Origin of the sequence: Proteus sp. LHD240705, from assembly GCF_047921555.1 — a bacterium.
GTDB lineage: Bacteria > Pseudomonadota > Gammaproteobacteria > Enterobacterales > Enterobacteriaceae > Proteus.
This window is the reverse complement of the sequence record NZ_JBLRMI010000010.1, coordinates 1-17,567: the sequence shown is the minus strand read 5'-3', so window position 1 is coordinate 17,567 and position 17,567 is coordinate 1. Positions and strand designations below refer to the sequence as shown.

General features: G+C 36.8%; 27 protein-coding genes and 1 tRNA gene. 9 read left to right on the top strand and 19 right to left on the bottom strand.

From position 1 onward, the window contains the following. The first annotated feature begins 175 nt into the window (after nucleotides 1-175). A complete protein-coding gene (gene cysS, locus ACNART_RS15870) occupies nucleotides 176-1,567 on the top strand; it encodes a cysteine--tRNA ligase (protein WP_198620840.1) in 1,392 nt (463 codons plus the stop codon). 89 nt (nucleotides 1,568-1,656) lie between these two features. On the opposite strand, the gene ACNART_RS15865 is transcribed toward cysS, so the two are convergent. The 4 genes from ACNART_RS15865 to folD all read right to left on the bottom strand — a co-directional run bounded on the left by ACNART_RS15865 (nucleotide 1,657) and on the right by folD (nucleotide 5,019). Continuing rightward, nucleotides 1,657-2,100: a hypothetical protein gene (locus ACNART_RS15865; protein ID WP_109371321.1), complete on the bottom strand. Its 444-nt coding sequence runs from the start codon at nucleotides 2,098-2,100 to the stop codon at nucleotides 1,657-1,659. Nucleotides 2,101-2,337: 237 nt separating this feature from the next. Continuing rightward, nucleotides 2,338-3,279: a 1-phosphofructokinase gene (fruK, locus tag ACNART_RS15860; protein ID WP_196533997.1), complete on the bottom strand. Its 942-nt coding sequence runs from the start codon at nucleotides 3,277-3,279 to the stop codon at nucleotides 2,338-2,340. 651 nt (nucleotides 3,280-3,930) lie between these two features. After that, nucleotides 3,931-4,143 (bottom strand): ribosome-associated protein YbcJ, encoded by a 213-nt coding sequence (gene ybcJ, locus ACNART_RS15855; protein WP_109371317.1) that lies wholly within the window; start codon nucleotides 4,141-4,143, stop codon nucleotides 3,931-3,933. A gap of 3 nt (nucleotides 4,144-4,146) precedes the next feature. Then, entirely contained in the window at nucleotides 4,147-5,019 is an 873-nt protein-coding gene (gene folD / locus ACNART_RS15850) for a bifunctional methylenetetrahydrofolate dehydrogenase/methenyltetrahydrofolate cyclohydrolase FolD (protein WP_099074709.1), read from the bottom strand. A gap of 189 nt (nucleotides 5,020-5,208) precedes the next feature. Between folD and ACNART_RS15845 the strand changes: the two genes are divergently transcribed. Next, a tRNA-Arg gene (locus ACNART_RS15845) sits at nucleotides 5,209-5,285 on the top strand. 76 nt (nucleotides 5,286-5,361) lie between these two features. Here ACNART_RS15845 and ACNART_RS15840 read toward each other — a convergent pair. The 15 genes from ACNART_RS15840 to ACNART_RS15770 form a co-directional block, all read right to left on the bottom strand. After that, on the bottom strand, nucleotides 5,362-5,550 hold the full coding sequence (locus ACNART_RS15840; RefSeq protein WP_416303635.1) for a helix-turn-helix transcriptional regulator: 189 nt from the start codon (nucleotides 5,548-5,550) through the stop codon (nucleotides 5,362-5,364). A 230-nt stretch (nucleotides 5,551-5,780) separates the two neighbouring features. Then, nucleotides 5,781-6,314, bottom strand: a complete 534-nt coding sequence (locus ACNART_RS15835; protein WP_115286947.1) for a hypothetical protein — start codon at nucleotides 6,312-6,314, stop codon at nucleotides 5,781-5,783. Next, nucleotides 6,314-7,012 (bottom strand): Rha family transcriptional regulator, encoded by a 699-nt coding sequence (locus tag ACNART_RS15830; RefSeq protein WP_115286946.1) that lies wholly within the window; start codon nucleotides 7,010-7,012, stop codon nucleotides 6,314-6,316. The genes ACNART_RS15835 and ACNART_RS15830 overlap by 1 nt, the downstream gene beginning before the upstream one ends. Next, nucleotides 7,009-7,215, bottom strand: a complete 207-nt coding sequence (locus ACNART_RS15825) for a hypothetical protein (RefSeq protein ID WP_416303634.1) — start codon at nucleotides 7,213-7,215, stop codon at nucleotides 7,009-7,011. Before ACNART_RS15825 ends, ACNART_RS15830 begins: the two co-directional genes overlap by 4 nt. Then, nucleotides 7,202-7,555, bottom strand: coding sequence for a hypothetical protein (locus ACNART_RS15820; RefSeq protein ID WP_072070107.1), 354 nt, complete (start codon nucleotides 7,553-7,555; stop codon nucleotides 7,202-7,204). The genes ACNART_RS15825 and ACNART_RS15820 overlap by 14 nt, the downstream gene beginning before the upstream one ends. A 74-nt stretch (nucleotides 7,556-7,629) precedes the next feature. After that, nucleotides 7,630-8,052 (bottom strand): hypothetical protein, encoded by a 423-nt coding sequence (locus ACNART_RS15815; protein WP_416303633.1) that lies wholly within the window; start codon nucleotides 8,050-8,052, stop codon nucleotides 7,630-7,632. Further along, on the bottom strand, nucleotides 8,049-8,348 hold the full coding sequence (locus tag ACNART_RS15810) for a hypothetical protein (RefSeq protein WP_416303632.1): 300 nt from the start codon (nucleotides 8,346-8,348) through the stop codon (nucleotides 8,049-8,051). Before ACNART_RS15810 ends, ACNART_RS15815 begins: the two co-directional genes overlap by 4 nt. Further along, on the bottom strand, nucleotides 8,345-8,746 hold the full coding sequence (locus ACNART_RS15805) for a hypothetical protein (RefSeq protein ID WP_416303631.1): 402 nt from the start codon (nucleotides 8,744-8,746) through the stop codon (nucleotides 8,345-8,347). The genes ACNART_RS15810 and ACNART_RS15805 overlap by 4 nt, the downstream gene beginning before the upstream one ends. Further along, nucleotides 8,739-8,915: a hypothetical protein gene (locus ACNART_RS15800; protein ID WP_161706775.1), complete on the bottom strand. Its 177-nt coding sequence runs from the start codon at nucleotides 8,913-8,915 to the stop codon at nucleotides 8,739-8,741. The genes ACNART_RS15805 and ACNART_RS15800 overlap by 8 nt, the downstream gene beginning before the upstream one ends. Continuing rightward, nucleotides 8,896-9,105 (bottom strand): hypothetical protein, encoded by a 210-nt coding sequence (locus ACNART_RS15795; protein WP_161706776.1) that lies wholly within the window; start codon nucleotides 9,103-9,105, stop codon nucleotides 8,896-8,898. Before ACNART_RS15795 ends, ACNART_RS15800 begins: the two co-directional genes overlap by 20 nt. Before the next feature lie 2 nt (nucleotides 9,106-9,107). Then, on the bottom strand, nucleotides 9,108-9,314 hold the full coding sequence (locus tag ACNART_RS15790; RefSeq protein WP_161706777.1) for a hypothetical protein: 207 nt from the start codon (nucleotides 9,312-9,314) through the stop codon (nucleotides 9,108-9,110). A 278-nt stretch (nucleotides 9,315-9,592) separates the two neighbouring features. Continuing rightward, nucleotides 9,593-10,003, bottom strand: coding sequence for a hypothetical protein (locus ACNART_RS15785; protein WP_161706778.1), 411 nt, complete (start codon nucleotides 10,001-10,003; stop codon nucleotides 9,593-9,595). A gap of 150 nt (nucleotides 10,004-10,153) precedes the next feature. Next, nucleotides 10,154-10,591 carry a hypothetical protein gene (locus ACNART_RS15780; protein ID WP_416303630.1) on the bottom strand — a complete coding sequence of 146 codons (438 nt, stop codon included), beginning with the start codon at nucleotides 10,589-10,591 and terminating at the stop codon, nucleotides 10,154-10,156. Nucleotides 10,592-10,604: 13 nt separating this feature from the next. Further along, the gene (locus ACNART_RS15775; protein ID WP_416303629.1) at nucleotides 10,605-11,561 is read right to left on the bottom strand and encodes a hypothetical protein; all 957 of its coding nucleotides are present in this window, start codon (nucleotides 11,559-11,561) and stop codon (nucleotides 10,605-10,607) included. A gap of 243 nt (nucleotides 11,562-11,804) precedes the next feature. Continuing rightward, nucleotides 11,805-12,515 (bottom strand): LexA family protein, encoded by a 711-nt coding sequence (locus tag ACNART_RS15770; protein ID WP_161706780.1) that lies wholly within the window; start codon nucleotides 12,513-12,515, stop codon nucleotides 11,805-11,807. A gap of 95 nt (nucleotides 12,516-12,610) precedes the next feature. Here ACNART_RS15770 and ACNART_RS15765 point away from each other — a divergent pair, with 95 nt between their 5' ends. The 7 genes from ACNART_RS15765 to ACNART_RS15735 all read left to right on the top strand — a co-directional run. Further along, nucleotides 12,611-12,835: a Cro/CI family transcriptional regulator gene (locus ACNART_RS15765; protein ID WP_020946099.1), complete on the top strand. Its 225-nt coding sequence runs from the start codon at nucleotides 12,611-12,613 to the stop codon at nucleotides 12,833-12,835. After that, complete coding sequence (locus ACNART_RS15760; RefSeq protein ID WP_083629123.1) at nucleotides 12,828-13,076, top strand: hypothetical protein; 249 nt, start codon at nucleotides 12,828-12,830, stop codon at nucleotides 13,074-13,076. The genes ACNART_RS15765 and ACNART_RS15760 overlap by 8 nt, the downstream gene beginning before the upstream one ends. A gap of 255 nt (nucleotides 13,077-13,331) precedes the next feature. Then, on the top strand, nucleotides 13,332-14,897 hold the full coding sequence (locus ACNART_RS15755; protein ID WP_161706781.1) for a DEAD/DEAH box helicase family protein: 1,566 nt from the start codon (nucleotides 13,332-13,334) through the stop codon (nucleotides 14,895-14,897). Beyond that, nucleotides 14,894-15,868, top strand: coding sequence for a toprim domain-containing protein (locus ACNART_RS15750; protein WP_416303628.1), 975 nt, complete (start codon nucleotides 14,894-14,896; stop codon nucleotides 15,866-15,868). The genes ACNART_RS15755 and ACNART_RS15750 overlap by 4 nt, the downstream gene beginning before the upstream one ends. Next, nucleotides 15,868-16,251, top strand: coding sequence for an antiterminator Q family protein (locus ACNART_RS15745; protein ID WP_017827437.1), 384 nt, complete (start codon nucleotides 15,868-15,870; stop codon nucleotides 16,249-16,251). Before ACNART_RS15750 ends, ACNART_RS15745 begins: the two co-directional genes overlap by 1 nt. 296 nt (nucleotides 16,252-16,547) lie before the next feature. Then, nucleotides 16,548-17,069 (top strand): YagU family protein, encoded by a 522-nt coding sequence (locus ACNART_RS15740; RefSeq protein WP_416303627.1) that lies wholly within the window; start codon nucleotides 16,548-16,550, stop codon nucleotides 17,067-17,069. A gap of 159 nt (nucleotides 17,070-17,228) precedes the next feature. Continuing rightward, on the top strand, nucleotides 17,229-17,567 hold a 339-nt coding region (locus ACNART_RS15735; RefSeq protein WP_416303626.1), incomplete at its 3' end, for a hypothetical protein.

Here is a 17,567-nt window from a genome sequence, read left to right as displayed (position 1 = left end):
CAACGATTGAACAGTGAAAATAAGCGCTAAGCAGAGTAAGATAAAAACCTTAATCTTGAGTTTGCTTTGCCTTCAAGATCCAATATCCTGATTAATATCATGTTATAGTAGTTGTTATTTTCTTTTATATAAAAACGTAATAAACACGTACAGTTGAAAACGGGAACGTCCACTGATGCTAAAGATTTTTAATACTCTCACTCGCCAAAAAGAAGAATTTAAACCTATCCATGCAGGAAAAATAGGTATGTACGTGTGTGGCATCACTATTTATGACTTATGCCATATTGGTCATGGACGTACCTTTGTGGCTTTTGATGCCATAACCCGTTATCTGCGTTACTTAGGATACGATGTTAACTATGTTCGTAACGTAACGGATGTAGATGATAAAATCATCAAACGTGCGATTGAAAATAATGAAACATGTGAGCAATTAACCACTCGTATGTTAGCTGAAATGCACAAAGACTTTGATGCATTAAATATTGCTCGCCCTGATTCAGAGCCACGTGCAACACACCATATTGCAGAAATTATTGAATTAACAGAAGCGCTAATTAAACGTGGACATGCTTACGTTGCTGACAATGGCGATGTCATGTTTGCTATTGATACTGATCCTGATTATGGCTTACTTTCTCGCCAAGATTTAGAGCAACTACAAGCCGGTGCTCGAGTTGAAGTGGCTAACGTAAAACGCAATCCAATGGATTTCGTCTTATGGAAAATGTCCAAACCGGGTGAGCCAAGCTGGGAATCTCCGTGGGGAGACGGTCGCCCTGGTTGGCATATCGAATGTTCTGCGATGAATGGTAAAGAGTTAGGACATCATTTTGATATTCATGGTGGTGGCTCAGACTTAATGTTCCCTCATCATGAAAATGAAATAGCGCAATCAACTTGTGCCCATGATGGTCCTTACGTTAATTACTGGATGCACTCTGGTATGGTGATGGTAGACAAAGAAAAAATGTCTAAATCACTTAATAACTTTTTTACTATTCGTGATGTATTGGCTTATTACGATGCTGAAACAGTGCGTTACTTCTTATTATCAGGCCATTATCGTAGCCAACTTAACTACACGGAAGAAAACTTAAAACAGGCTCGTACTGCATTAGAGCGCCTCTATACTTCATTACGTGGCACTGATGCAAATGCTCAACCAGTAGGTGGCGAAGCGTTTGAAGCGCAATTTATTGACGCTATGAACGATGATTTCAATACACCAGAAGCCTATTCAGTCTTGTTTGATTTAGCGCGTGAAGTTAATCGTCTAAAATCGGTTGATATGAATGCGGCGAATGGCTTAGCCGCAGTGTTACGTAAGCTTGCTAAAGTATTAGGTTTGTTAGAGCAAGAGCCTGAGCACTTCTTACAAAGTGGTGCTAAAGCGGATGATGCTGGTGAAGTTGAAAAAATTGAATCATTAATTCAACAGCGTAATGATGCTCGTAAAAATAAAGATTGGGCGGCAGCTGATGTTGCTCGTGACGCGTTAACAGCGATGGGGATTGTTTTAGAAGATAGTCCTCAAGGAACAGTTTGGCGTCGTAATAACTAATACGACAATTGAGTAATAACACTTAATGCGTGTTTAATATAAAAATATCGGATATTTAATATCCGATATTTTTTTGTTTGATGATTAACTTATTGACTAATAATACTTGTTTCTCTTTCGCTATCTTTTTGTTTATCTTCAAAATAAGCAATTACATTTTCAGAGAAAAAGAGTCGATGTGTTAAGATAACGATAATAGAAAAAACAACAAAGCTAACTTCAGACATATTTGTTAATGACATCGAAATACTAAGTATAAAAAAGAGCGAAATAGATAAACATACCCATGAAATTTTTAAAAAAGAGTAAGCATTTCTACTATTTCTAGCTAGTTTTATCCATACTGTAACTTGCATTATCATTGTTATAATTAGACACAGCATGATAAACAATCCCACTAGCATTGTTTGGCCTCCACCCATTGCCATTGCTAATAAATAAATCGGAGCCCCAGCAACTAATATAAATAAACTTACACCCAAAAATAATACTGAAATAACTTGTATCCATAAAAGTACTATGGGCCTTTCCATAACTTCTCCTAAAAACAGAAATAAGTTTTTATTGGCTTTAGAATATCTTTATTAAATTTTATTAAAGTGAAGTTTATCGAATAAATAGAAAAAATAAAGTTTGATTTAATAATAAATAAATATTAATCAATTAAAGAGATTCTATTTTGGATTTTTTATAACCTAGCGTTAATATATTTAATTGAAGCAGTGGTAATTCTACTTAATATTATTCAATTTACCACTGAGTGTTATTACTTATAATTTTAGAGGGGTTAATTCGACTTCAGCCATCATTTTTGCTAATTGTTCGCGATCATGAATACCAACATTGGTTTGGCTTACAGCAAGTGCAGAAACGGCAGTAGCAAGACGTAAGGTGTGTTCACTGGTTTGTCGCATCATTAAACCATAAATTAAGCCACCAACCATTGAATCTCCAGCTCCGACTGTACTCACGACATCACATTTAGGTGGTTTCGCCATCCATGCGCCAGATGCATTAACCCACATCGCGCCTTGTTCACCTAATGAAATCACAACGTGAGCAATACCTTGCTGACGTAATGTTTGTGCCGCTTGCACAACATCAGAAAGTTCAGGTAAGGGTCTACCTGCCCAAATTTCTAATTCATGATGATTAGGTTTAACAAGCCAAGGAGAGGCTTTTAATCCCGCGACAAAAGCATCTCGGCTACTATCGAAGATCAAACACATACATTCGCTACGCAAGCGAGTCATCCATGCAGTGAAATCATTGAGATCAACGCTAGGAGGAACACTACCACTGACACAAATCATATCAAATTGACCCGCCCAACTTAGCGTGTCGTTAACAAAGCGAGTCCAGTCTTGTTTTGTGATTTCAAAACCAGAAAAGTTGAAGTCAGTCACTTTGCCATTGGGTTCTGTGAGTTTGACATTAATACGAGTACGACCTTCAACCATTTGAAAACGATTAGCGATACCAGATTCACTAAATTCTTTTTGGAATCCATCTTGGTTTTCTTTGCCTAAAAAACCGCCAACAGTGACATCAACGCCAAGGCTTTTTAAAACCTTAGCCACATTGATGCCTTTGCCCGCAGCATGGAAGCCAGCCGTTTTAACACGATTAACTTCACCAAGTTCAATAGGATTACTTAAACCAACAAGATCATATGCAGGGTTAAGTGTGATGGTTGCTACTCTGTGTTTCATGCTAGTTCCTTACCTTAAATAAAAGAACAGGCATCGATTTTTGCTGTAATTTAGCAAAGACAGAGATACCTTGAGTGGGTAAGCCGAGCATAAAATCTCCTGTTAGATAAAGGGCAAAAAAACTTAAATATCACAAAATAACAACTAAAATAGTATCATTAAGCTGAATCGTTTCAAATTATAACCTGTAATTTAGTACAAACAATGTTCTTTTGCCTAATGAAAGTAGAAATAAATTAGATCTAAATCACATTTTAGTGCATTTAAACATGAATAAACGGATAAAAGTATCAATAAAAAGGTTTGTTGCTGAAGTTTTACAGTAATGGTTAAAAAGTGTTATCCATATATAAAATAATAACTTATAGCACTTCTTTTTATCTATTTTTTTATAAAATGTACAATCTGCTGAACTGCAAGAGGAGATTATAACCATAGATAAGCTTAAAAATGATGATCTAAATTTAAATATATTAAATCAAATTTTATAATTTTGTTTTTTATTCAATAGGTTATGTTGATTTATTTTTTTTAATATGAATAAATAAGAAAAAAGAGGAAGAAAAAGCGCATTGAAGGTAAAAAAGGGTTAAAAAGAAAAAAAGCGAGGCTGAGATAGCGACGCTTTTTCAATATTAATTAATTTGCTGATTATTTGCTGACGCTAACGGAAAACTCACCAAAGGTGACAATTTTTCCAGCAACAATTTTACAGCGTTTACGGGTTTCAACTTCACCGTCAACACTCACCAAACCTTCAGCAATGACACTTTTAGCAGCAGCTCCGCTCTCAGTCCAACCTTGAAGTTTTAATAAATCACAAAGCTCGACATAGTCGTGCCCATCTAATTGAAATGTTTCCATCGATTAATTATTTCCTGTTTCAGGGTCGTGATATTCTTCGCATGCTTGCAAAGTATTTTGAATAAGTGTGGCGACTGTCATTGGACCTACACCACCAGGGACGGGAGAAATCCAGCCCGCACGTTGAGATGCTGCTTCAAAATCAACATCTCCGACAACTTTACCACTTTCAAGACGGTTTATACCGACATCAATCACGATTGCACCCGGTTTAATCCACTCACCAGGAATAAAGTTAGGTTTTCCTACCGCCACAACGACTAAATCCGCGTGCTCAACATGAAAACGCAGATCTTTAGTAAAACGGTGGGTAACTGTTGTTGTACAACCCGCAAGTAATAGCTCTAAGCTCATTGGGCGACCAACAATATTTGATGCACCAATAATAACGGCATTTAAGCCATTCATAGGAATATTACAACGCTCTAGTAGAGTGACAATACCGCGAGGTGTGCAAGGGCGTAATTTAGGTGCACGTTGGCATAGGCGGCCGATATTGTAAGGGTGAAAGCCATCGACATCTTTATCAGGATGAATGCGTTCTAAAACCTTAACATTATCAATTCCGGCAGGTAAGGGGAGCTGAACGAGGATACCATCAATGGTGTTGTCTTCGTTAAGCTGGTCGATCAGATTTAATAAATCAGCTTCACTGGTAGTATCTGGTAAATCATAAGAGCGAGAAATAAAGCCAACTTCTTCACAAGCGCGGCGTTTACTTCCAACATAAATCTGTGATGCTGGGTTATCACCCACTAAAATAACAGCTAAACCCGGCGCTCGTTTTCCTGCATTAATACGTTGTTTTACTTTTTCTGCAACTTCGCTTCTGATGGTCTGCGCAATCGATTTCCCATCTATAATTCTTGCTGACATCTATACATCCAAATTATTCAATTACGGTATTGGTCTATTTTGTCAGATCAAGAGCAATCTGTCAGTCGAATACTTGCCATATTTTGACCATATAGTTTGATATCGTTGAAAAAGCGTTGACTCTCAGAATGTTGAACGTATAATTCACACCCGTTATCAGCACTCTTGCTGACGTCTAAGTTCTTCTAGGCGCCCTTAGCTCAGTTGGATAGAGCAACGGCCTTCTAAGCCGTAGGTCACAGGTTCGAATCCTGTAGGGCGTACCATTTAAAATCAACGAGTTAGATGGTTTTAAAAAGAAACCCGCAAGAGATGCGGGTCAAGTAACGGGTCAAGTTAGCATTACAGTTTTTCACTTCTAACCCACTCTTCATAGACATGTTCTTGCCAACCTAAAAACGTACCGCCTTTTGTTCTTTCTGGTTTGGGGAACTCATTTCGTTTTGCATACATTCTCCAAATTGTAGGTTTGCTTTTTCCTGTTAACCGGATCATTTCCTTCCATTTAATGTATCGAGTTGTAGTTGTCATTTTTTGCCTCCTTGCAAATAATTTTGTAAGCTCGCAATACGTGATTCGGTTTGCCATAAATAGTGGTGACTCGAAAAAAGAATCCGATAGTGTTCTCGTGAACGGGGGTAAAAAGTAATGCCCGATCAATTAACCGATTTATTTTTCTTCGTTCAGTGATAAAGGAAAAAATAACTACCTTTGCCATGCTTCCTGTTCCACTGGAGATATATTCAATTTTCATTTTCACCTCAAGTTCTGCATGGCATAACAACGAATTGTGGATTGCCGTATTTTTCGTTTATCACGTCACTAAATTTTAATAGGCAAGGCTTGGTCATTCCTGATGGATGAAATGAGACAGGATGAAATCCGCGACTAGTACTAAACATCTTTTCAGGATAAGTAAGGTAGATAGCCTGCATATGAGGTAAACAAAGTTCATATTCTGTCGGGATGACGAGATCTAAATTAGGGAAGCGCGCACCTTTATGTGAAACAAGTGCAGAGAACCCCACGCGATGACCGTTTTTGTCGCGATGAATAGCAAAAGGTTCTTCAGTAAATTTAATTTCTGTTGTGTTTGCCTTTGCAGGAATAGAGCCTCTGAATTCAAGTATTTCGTTACGGCGTGTTTTTATGCCATGCTCCATACGCACAGCAACATGTCCGTTAGTCGCTTCAATGTACTTATTGCTGATATGAATACCTTGCAGGTAGTAACGAGGATCATGTTTAGCCACACAAACTAAAGCAGCGCGAAGTAAATGTGTTTGAATAATCATTATTTATCCTCCCAGCCAATTGCCTGAAATAGTCCCATTTTCGGGTGATACCAACGAGTACCGCGTTTTTCTGCTTTGCCCATCATGTGTTTCATTGCTACCATGAAGTCAGCCTCATGAATGATAGCCATAGGCCTAGGCATGCCTTCTGGGGTAAGAATGGTTATTTGGTCTTTTCGGACGCCGTATTGCTTGGCAAGCGTCTTGCATTTATCAATCGTCATACCCGATTTGGTTTTCGCTAATGAGTAACCAATCCACCCTGCAGGAATAGTGCCTTGCTTAATTTGCTCAACGACTTCATTCACTTGTTCAACTTTTTGCTCTACATGAGATATACGGCGTTCGCTTTCTAGGTTAGCCAATGCCATAGCAGCGATAATTTCAGCTTGTGATTTTGGTTTGACTCGTTCATCTTCAAGTTCTTTCCAGCGATCAACTAACCGAGCTGTAAATTCAGGTGATAATTGAGCAACTATAATAATGCTGTCGCGCTTACCCTCTTCACCTGAAAATAAATAGTGCTGTGGCGTTACCCCGTTCGCGGTTTTAATCCCATCCACCATTGGTGGTTTGGATATAATTCCTTTATCAACTAAGCGCTCGATAGTTCTTTTAACACTATCTTCACGGCTACCAACTAATTCAGCGATCTCTTTAGAGGTCATTGATGCATTGATGCTGATTAAATTATTCATAAATAACTCTCCGTCACTTTAATTTTTGCTTTACCTAAGCAACGCTTAGATGATTGATTACTTATTTTTTGTTGATAACTCATTGCGCCTTTGGTTGGTGGTTCTGCAACAATAAAAGCTTTGTTATATTGCTCTATTGCGCGTCTATAAAATCCTTTATTCTCTAACTCCTTACCTTTTTTCATTAATTCAGAATACGTCATGATATTTATATTCCTCTCCATTTAAGTAAGGAGGTAAATACTCAACAATATAATCAATCATGAATTTACCCATATCAGAAATCGAGCCATTTAAGTTATATAACCATTCATAAGTATTGTAGATATCTTTATCACTCCACTTACAACGTTGACGGCAATCTTTTTCTTCATAGACATCACGGAAGAAATTATTTAAATTTTCAAAGCTAATTTCTGTAATAACAGTTTTATTATTTAACTTTGATTTAAACTCAGCTTTCTTTCCATTTTGTTTAATATAAATAAGCACTGAGTTGATAAAACGCTTTCTTCTTACTTCAAGTAAATTAACTTTATCCATGTTGCTTACTCCTGATTTAGAGCGCAGCAATCCCTAGCATGAACGCTATAATTAATTTTTATTTAGTGGATGGTTTATTTATTGTTTAAAGCATTATTTAATTCGTAATATAATCTATCAGCTTCTTTTTCTGCATCATCATATTTAGCGACAGCTTTAGCATATTCTTTTTGTAATCGTTCAATATTACGCTCTTGCTTTAATCGCTCTTGGAGTTCGGTTAGTTTAGCTTCCTTGCGATCCATAAAGTGTTCGGTAGGTTCGCCACGCTTAAAAGCGATTGTGCCATTTTCAAGTTCGCATTGTTCACCTTCATAGTTAGTCTCAATGCCTTCTTTATGAAATTCACGCTCAGTGAGAATATTTGCTAGCTTATTTAATGCAGAACGCTCACTTAAGTAAGCACGGTTGGCACCTGCGATAATATAAACAGGGCGCATAGCAATAGTAATTTGGTTATCAGTTGCTTTCTCAATAGCTCCGTGTTGTTTACTCATTTTCCTGTTCCTTTTATTTTTCGATTTGATATTTCGTATTCAACTCCACCAAGTTTGTCATTTAATATTGATATCAATAATGACACTTGGCTTAAAAATAATCCCACATCACCAAGATGATCTTTACCATCGGGATAATTTTCATTAGCATCAGCCCAAAACATAAAATCGCCGAATACCTTCATTCCTGTAATGAGTGAGTCAATAGCTAATTCTAAATTACCTCTTAAGTTGCCTAGTTCTTTTTCCGATAATTTGTTTAAATCAGGAAGAACAATTAATTCATCGATATTCATTGCGCCTCCGTGAAACTTACTTTTTCATAAACGGTTTCTAAATTTAATTTTGCTGATCGGATTAAATTTGTAATTTGAATGTCGTAATTTTTAATGTGACCACTTTCTTCAGCTACTTTTAAATTAATTGCAGTTTCTAATGTATTTAAAATACACCCGACAGCCGTTTCAATTGTATCGTTATCACTGATTTTAATTTCACCGATAGGCTTTGGTGATTTATCAGTATTAATGCTTGATACACTTTCTTTAGCTCTTTCTATATTAGCTACTGCTGATTCAATCGCATTAAACATATTATCGCTAGGTGTTACGTTATCGTTGATAATGAGATTTAAAATAGAAGTTGCATAAAGTAATTCATCACAAGCGGATTGTTTTAATTCAGTGTTATTCATCATTTAAAACCTCATTAATTTCATCTTCTGCTTGAGATAATAAACTAAGTTGAATTTCTTGTTCTTCACCATTGCGAGAAAGAAACTGAGCTGAAATTAAAAATGCTTTTACTCGATGTAATGTATCTAGCATTTTTCCGCTATCTACATTAATTATTTCTTTTGTCATGATCATTATCTCTCTGTGCATTTTCTTCAAGAATCCAGTTAACAACATCACCAGATAATTCATGCGCTAGTTCTATTAAAGTTTCAACATCAGGGCTTTCTGGAATTCGAAGATTATTTAGTTGAAATAACAGGGCATTTAATTGAGAGCTTTTTTTTGCAACAGCCTCTAAGTTGAGTTCGTGAGCCATGATTAAGCCTCGCAAGGAAATTGAGCAGAGAAAACTACGTTACCACCTAATAGTTCTTTAGCTTGTTCAGCGCTGGTGGTCATAACTTCTTTTTTCTCTGGATGTTCTGTTTTAGTCCAAAAGCGAAATAAGAATATAGGTAGCATTACGCCTGTATGCATGTCAGGTTTTGGTAAATTAGCTATTGCAGTAGAATATATACTGGTCATATTAATACCTTTGTTTTCAATTGACATGATAAATAATAGTTTGAGTATTATTTTATTTCAATACTTAAAATATTAAATATTGTTTTTAGTATAAAAGCTATTGATATTTCAGGTGATTTATTTTCGAAAAAATCTCAGATTGGAATGTAGATCACTTCTTTAGAGGGGGAGGTGCGATAAATTCTAAGCAATAAAAAACCACCCGAAGGTGGTTTGTAAGTCAATTTATATGAATTTACTTTATTTTAACCATAAAAATACTTTTTAGTATTAATAGGTTATTTTAAGGTGGCTTCAATCTTTTCTGGATGTAATGTGTACATTCCGCCATTGAATGGGTCTACAATAAACCAACCAATCAATCCTCCAAGTAACAAGTTACCGCCAATGTACCAACCATTAGCGCTTGACTTTAAAGGTAAGGTGATTGGTGAAGCCCCATCTTTTGAGATAGTAACTTCATACTGTTTCTTACCAAAATAACTACCTGTTGACTTTTCTAAAGTGACGCCTTGTGGAGTTTTTCCTTGCGAAACAACTCTACCCTGTTCATCTTTTATGGAAAAATCAGCACCAGAAGGATTACTATCAATTTGTACTAGTTGAGTTTTATCTCCAACGATCGTAGCGCACCCACCTAAAGAAAATGCAAAAAATGCCATTACTGACGCGATAATTATTTTTTTCATTAAACCATTCCATTTTAAACTAATTAGCGCGTCTTATGATATTTATCTAACAAAACTTTACAATTAATTTTTTTACAAATTTATAAATTTAGTTGATATTTGCTTTCTTACTGTAGCAATTGTGGGCAATAAAAAAACCACTGGAGTGGGCTACATATGAGGGAATATCCAGCTAAGTTTTCTCCAACATAGCATGAAGGTCACTATTGATATCAATATATAATAAAGACCTACAAGCAGAAATATTACATCAGAAAATACCATATTATTGCTAGGTAGAAACATTGAAATTAGAGTGAAGAGACATGCAGTTATAAGGGTTATTCCTGTGCTCAGTAGTCCATTTACTAGTGTTTTGAACGCATTGTTTTTTTTCAGTGCATCTATTATGCCATTTGGGTTGTTTGAACTGCTCAAGATAGATATAGCAGCAAGGACAAATCCAAACAATATTCCTGATATTGTAGAAACAACACCAGCTACGGATACCATGGCGTTATGTTCCATAACAATTATGTAATCTTTGCTAAAAAATACAAGTATCACCACAGCTATAGATTTTAAAATAAAAACCACTGGTGCGTTCATACTCCCCTCATATTCATTGGTCTGTATTTACTTCATATTGAGATAAATACTGAAGATTATCAACTTTTGCTTGAATTAATGCTTGCTTCACATCTTCATCTTTGGGGTACCCATCATTCTGAATAAATACGTTTTTAGTATGTCTTAAAAACTGATCTAGGAGGCTAGTTTTCCTATTGCTTCCCTTCCTGATTACATCTGCACGCTGTACTATTGCTTTGTTTTTCCCACCTTTAAATTTTTCAAGCATTTCTTTTATACTTTGTTTAACATCATCAGATAGGTATTCATAGCCTTTGCTTGTCGCTGCAGATTTACCTCTCAGTATTAGATCTAAATGGGATGTTCCTGAGCCAGCTAACATATCAGCTATCTGTGATGATAAGTTATGCTCCAAATCATAATCTGTTTTATTAAAATCTCTAGGTGCCGCAATTGTTACTTCGCATGTTTTTAGTATAGTGCCAGTTTCAAAGAGTTCTCTAATACTCTCTTTTTTCCATATTGCTGAAAAACGGATGTGAGACTCTCCACCTAGCGATGTGAATAATGCGTAAGATAGATCGGTTGTTTTTGGACCTAAATGATTCTCTGAAAGTAGTAATAGGTCTGTCATGTAGTAGTATAGAAAGTATGAGCGTTCAGCTAAACTTTGTGATGGAGTTAATGGAATTTTCTCCTCGGAAAATGTCTCATTATCAGATATATAAGCTAAGTGAGCGCTATTTCTATGTGTGGTCATAAAGCCATAAAAAAAGCCAGCCTCAGTGTCCTTTTCTAGGAATGTTATCTTTAACTTTCTATCTTGGTTGCCTATTATCTTAAAATTAATAAGGGTCGATGTACAATCATTGTACAAAGAATTAAAAGCCAATCCAGTTAGAGATTTATTTTTGTTTTTTGTTACATCTCCACTCGTATAAAAACCAATCCTTAATTTTTTGACTCGCTTTGATAATGGCTTGCTCATAATGTTCGATACCGATTTATATTTAGATGCTGTTTTTACACCGTGTAATACTTACGGTGCTCGTTAATATATATCTAGATATATTATCAATATTACTTATGAATGGTTATCTGGTAATTTGAACAGTGATGAATGTTAAGGGTCAAACATAGTGCTTTCAGAAAATGAACAAAGGGCACGGGTGCCCTGAGTTTTGAGTGATTGCAACCAAATACAGTCAGTTTGTTTTGCAATTTCAAAGTATCATACGAAACGCATCATCATCTGAACCACAACGCCGATAATTTTACAATTACCATTAATCGATATCATTGGCCACGCCGGATTTAGCCCCTTAAGAAAATGACTATTCCCATCTATTACTAATTTTTTAAAAGTAGCCTCATTGGTGTCAGTTAGCTTGGCAATCACTAAGCTTCCATTTATTGGTTCTCTGCCCGTATCGACAAGCACAAGTGAACCTTCAGGAATACTAACCCCAATCGGAGCCGTCATGGAATCTCCCTCCACTCGCAGCCAGAATGCAGAACCATGCACTTTTACCTCTGATTCATACCATTCATCTATTTGATCTAGTGTATATGGCTCGCAAGCCTCATTCCAATTCCCTGCTTGAACAAAGCTAATAACGGGGTATTTGGGGGCTGGTCGATAAGGTCTTGGGTTGCTAACATTTGCATCAACTCCTTGTGATAACTCTGTTATTTCTTTAGCTAAGGATGGGCTAAACTCAGATATTGATACTTGTAGTTTTTTAGCAAAAACAGAGGCAATTTGTAAGTTAAGAGCATTTCGGCCATTAAGATAATGGCCAACGGCTCCTTGACTAATATCTAGTTCATCAGCTATTTGCTGCTGAGTTAGATTAAGCTCTTTTTTCTTTAACTCATACAAAGCTTTCAACCTATAGCAGTCTTCAAGCTGTTCTGTCGTCAGTTTTTTCTCTAATTTCATGAATACATCCTAATACTATTAATATTAACATCCAAATACTATAGGTATTGATTATAATAATATCTATAGTATTATTCTGTTTGTGGAGGTATTAAATGCAAAAAGAACTTTTATCCGAGTTTGTTAGAAAAAATGGGCAAGGAAGAACTGCAGAGCTACTTGGCGTACATCAAACTGCAATTAGCCAAGCTTTACGAAAAGGGCGAATTATTTACATTTCCACTAATGGTTTAGGGGGGTATGAAGCTGAAGAAATAAAGCCATTTCCAAACAAAATCAAGGAGCAATTAGGTGCACCAAATCAACATGCCGATGCCTGAACACTACTTTCCTGATGATGCCAAGTGGATTCAGGAACAACTAACGAAGTTAAGCCCAAGTATGAGACAAAAGGCATTAGTTAAATATTCAGAAGTGTATCAAACGGAATGGGAACGAGAACAAGTTCCCTACCGTAAAGACAACAAAGCTCGTCATGAAGCTAACGTCAGATTAAGAGAATTCATAAAGCGTTATCAGAGAGCAATGCAAGGGTACACAGCAAAGCCGTTATCGATTTAGCAGTGATTGGATTTAGGAGGTTTTGGAAGTCAAGATGTTTAGCCGTCTAGATGTTTTCTGGGGGAGAGGGGAAAACTTTCTAGGGGGGAAAGGGGGGTGATCTTTGAAAGGGGTGTTAGGGAAGGCACAGCCAAGGAAGGAGTTAGATCTTAAATATAGATCTATATAGAGGGTAAAAATCCCACAGCCGTTTAGACGTCCAAATAAAAATAAATCCCTTCCTTTGGCAGAGCTAGTTATCAAATGAGGAAACCGATGTTAACAATCACACCAAATTTTGCACAGGAACGCGGATTGACGATGTTACGTCAGGCATGGAAGCAAAATAGAACATTCATGATTTATAGCCCAACAGGAAGCGGAAAAACGGCGTTAGCTGCGTTTATTACTGATGGACATGTTCAGCATGAAATGAGAGTGATGTTTCTTGTTCCTTACACCATTTTGATTGATCAAACAGCCAGTCGCTTTATTGAGTATGGTTTGCCAGCAGAAGAGATTGGTTATGTATGGCGTGATCATCCTAATTATGATCCAACTCGTTTAATTCAAATCGCATCAGCAGACACAATTATCCGTAGAGAATTTCCAGACAACATCGATTTATTAATTATCGATGAGGCACATTTACGCCGCAAGAAAATATTAGAAGTGATCAGAGAAAGTGAATTCAAGGTAATTGGCTTATCTGGTACGCCTTTTGCGCCATTCCTTGGTCATTACTACGAAACATTGATCAAACCCACCACAATGAAAGAATTAATTAAACGTGGTGATTTAAGCTCATACGAGTTCTATGCGCCGACTAAACCCGATTTATCAAAAGTAAAATCGTCCAGCAACGCAGAGTTCGGTAGTGATTACAAAGAAGCTGAGATTGCTGAAATCATGAGTGGTGCAGATTTGGTGGGGGATATTGTTGATAACTGGCTTGTGAATGGACGAAACCTACCTACGATTTGCTTTTGCGTCACAGTCAGTCATGCCAATTTTGTCACCGTCGAGTTCAACCGTGCAGGTGTGAATGCTGAGGTGATCACTGCAGATACGCCACATGATGAGCGTCAAATCATTATTCATCGGTTTGAGCAAGGAGCGACCAAGGTGCTTGTAAGTGTGGGCACATTGATTGCCGGCTTTGATAGTGATGTTCGTTGCATTATTTACGCTCGCCCAACTAAATCAGAAATTCGTTGGTGTCAGGCTATTGGTAGAGGATTGCGTACCGCACCAGGAAAAGAGACTTGCCTTATTTTCGATCACTCTGGTTCTGTTCACCGCTTAGGTTATCCCGATGACATTGAATATAACGAACTGCCTACCAAAAATGACGGTATGAGTGAATCTTCATCTAGCCGAGAGCAAGAAAAACGAGAGAAGAAACCGAAGGAATGCCCATCTTGTCACTACATGAAGCCAGCAGGTGTTTATATTTGCCCTAAATGCGGATTCAAACCTTTAGTGGGTGAAGATATCGATGTTGATACTAGCCGAAACATCAAAAAACTGAATAAAAAAGAACGCATTTACACCCGAGAAGACAAGCAAAGCTGGTGGTCTCAATTGAAATACTACCAGAACCAACGAGCGACACAGGGGAAACCGATCAGTGATGGTTGGGTTGCTAATACCTTTAAAGATAAATTTGGGGTATGGCCACGAGGCTTTCATAACACACCACAAGAAATCACTCCCGAAGTGAGTAACTTTATTAAGTACAAACAAATTGCCTTTGCTAAATCTCGCAAGAAGGCACAAGCCAATATTCAAAATTTACGTACTCAAATTAGCCACCAGCCACAACAAGGAGGTTTACTGTGAATACGATTGATGCCGTAAAAGGGCAATGGACAAAAATATTTGCACATTATGGGTTACCTCCTATAACGGGGCGTAAGCACTTTAAAGGGAAATGCCCTATTTGCGGGCAAAAAGGAAAATTTCGTATTGATGATAAAGACGGGCGAGGAACTTACATCTGCACGTGCGGTTCGGGAAATGGCTTTCAATTACTGGAAAGAACACAAGGCAAAGACTTCAAAACATTAGCAGATGAAATTGATGTCTTGATTGGTAATCACCGAGAAAAAGAAGCTATTTTACCAAGTAAAACAAATAAGAATAATTTATTCCAACGCATTACAGGCTGTTATTCTAAATTATCAATACTGAAAAATACACCCGCCATGCAGTATTTACATAATCGAGGTGTTTTTGAGTTACCACTTGATAACGTTCGTTATTGTGATCATCAACCTGTTCGTAATAGTTCTGACAAATTTCAAGCTATTTGGTCATTAGCCACTGATGCTAAAGGACAACTTTGTTACTTGCATAGAACGTATTTACAAGGGGATAAAAAAGCCTCTCTTGATATTGTGAAGAAAATGACAGCTGTGCAGGAAGATAATTATTTAGAGTATGCAGAATCTGTCGCGATAAGAATGTTTCCTGTTGATAACACACTTGGCATTGCTGAAGGTATCGAAACGGCACTTTCTTGTAAGCAACTCTATGGTGTCAATACTTGGTCGGTTATCAATACCAACTTCATGAAAAAATTCAAAGCACCGAAGGGGGTGACCCACCTTGTTATCTTTACAGATATGGATTGGAATGCAGCTGGTCACGCGGCTGCTATGGAGTGCGCTCATAAAAATCTACTTTCTAATAACGATGTAGAAACAGTCAGTGTGAGATGGCCTGATAATGGTGATTTTAATGACATGCTCACTGAGGCTTGTGAAGTGAGAGAGTTAGTATTTTCAAGACAACATAAGGAAGTGGCGTAATGCGTGATATTCAGCAGGTATTAGAACGATGGGGCGCTTGGTCGGCAGATAATACAGAATTGGTTCAATGGTATTCAGTTGCAGCGGGGTTTAGTGGATTAATACCAAGCAAGGTTAAAGCTCGTCCCCAATGTTGTGAAGATGATGCAATGATTATTTCTAGTTGCATGGCGCAATTGAATAAAAAGAATAGTGATATGCATGACTTACTGCTTGATTACTATTTATTCGGAATGACATTTATGCAACTAGCTAACAAGCACAACTGTTCTGATGGACACATAGGTAAAAAATTACAAAAAGCAGAAGGAATAATAGAAGGTATGTTAATGATGCTAGATGTCTCATTAGAGATGGATCGATACGTAGAAAAAATTACATAAAGCTTTACGTACGTAAAAATGATGATATTGTGATAAGACTGACATCAAGGTCAACCAGCTTATGAACCTCGCTTTTTGCGGGGGTTTGTTTTTTTTAAAATATATTTATAATTATTAATTAAAAAATTTGTTGGAAGTTTTTCGTTTTCATTGATTGTTTGTTTATATTTAAGATGAAATTTATTGTTATCCTATAAGAATAAACCTGCAGTGTTTAACTAATAATTAAAATAATAAACAGGTATTCTTATCTCTACTATACTCATAATATTCAATTTATAGAGCGAGTATATATAATGATTGGTTTGTTTAAGTTAACGAAAAAAAGTTCTAGGCATATTGGTATAGCAATATATGTTGGTATTATAGCGGGTATCTTTTCAGCTTTAGTTAAATCTGGTTTTGAAGACCTAATTCCCCCGAGAACACTTGAAACGACACCCCCGCCAGTCGTCTTACTCGAAAAGCTTGGATTAAATATAGATACTATGACTTATCATTGGATGGGATATAGTATTAATTGGGGCGGTAATGGTGTTCATATATTATTCTCAATAGTTATCGCTGTGACATATTGTGTTATTGCTGAATTCTTGCCAAAGGTTAAATTATTACACGGTATTTGTTTTGGTATTGGCGTTTCTGTTTTTGCTCATGGTTTAGTCGTACCTCTACTAGGATTGTCTGGCTGGCTTTGGACAGCAGGTTATCAAGCATTAATTTCTGAGTTTGTTGGAACCGCTTTTTGGATCTGGTCAATTGAAGCGATTAGACAAAATTTGCGTTATTGTTTAACTAAAGAAAATGATGCTGAGTAGATAAGGAAGTTCAACCTTAATCTGTTATAAATTTCTTAAAGATCGCTTAGGCGGTCTTTCTTCGTATATGCCGACCACAGAATCAATCACCCTCGTTATCACGTTCACATAAGAGCTGTGAGTCGGCATCTTATTAACTAAAATAAATCGGTAAATGTTATGTCAAAAGAGATAAGCGAATTACAGTTTAGTCTTCACTATGCCTCAGAAACAGACAGTGAAAAGAATACCTCCATCATTTTAACGGCGAATATCCATACGGCTGATGGTGAAACTCAACAACTCACACAACTAATTTGCACGACATCTCCCGCAGGTAAAAAGCAATATCGAATAGGCTTGCAAAAGATTAGTGATGCAGGCGACACATTGCTGGTGGCGATTGAATCCTATTGGCGTAAAAACACACAAGAGAGTTGTGTTTATTTTTTAGAGAAAGCAAAACAGTTTATTCAAGGACACTTACAACAAACGAATACATGGATATCCATGTACGGC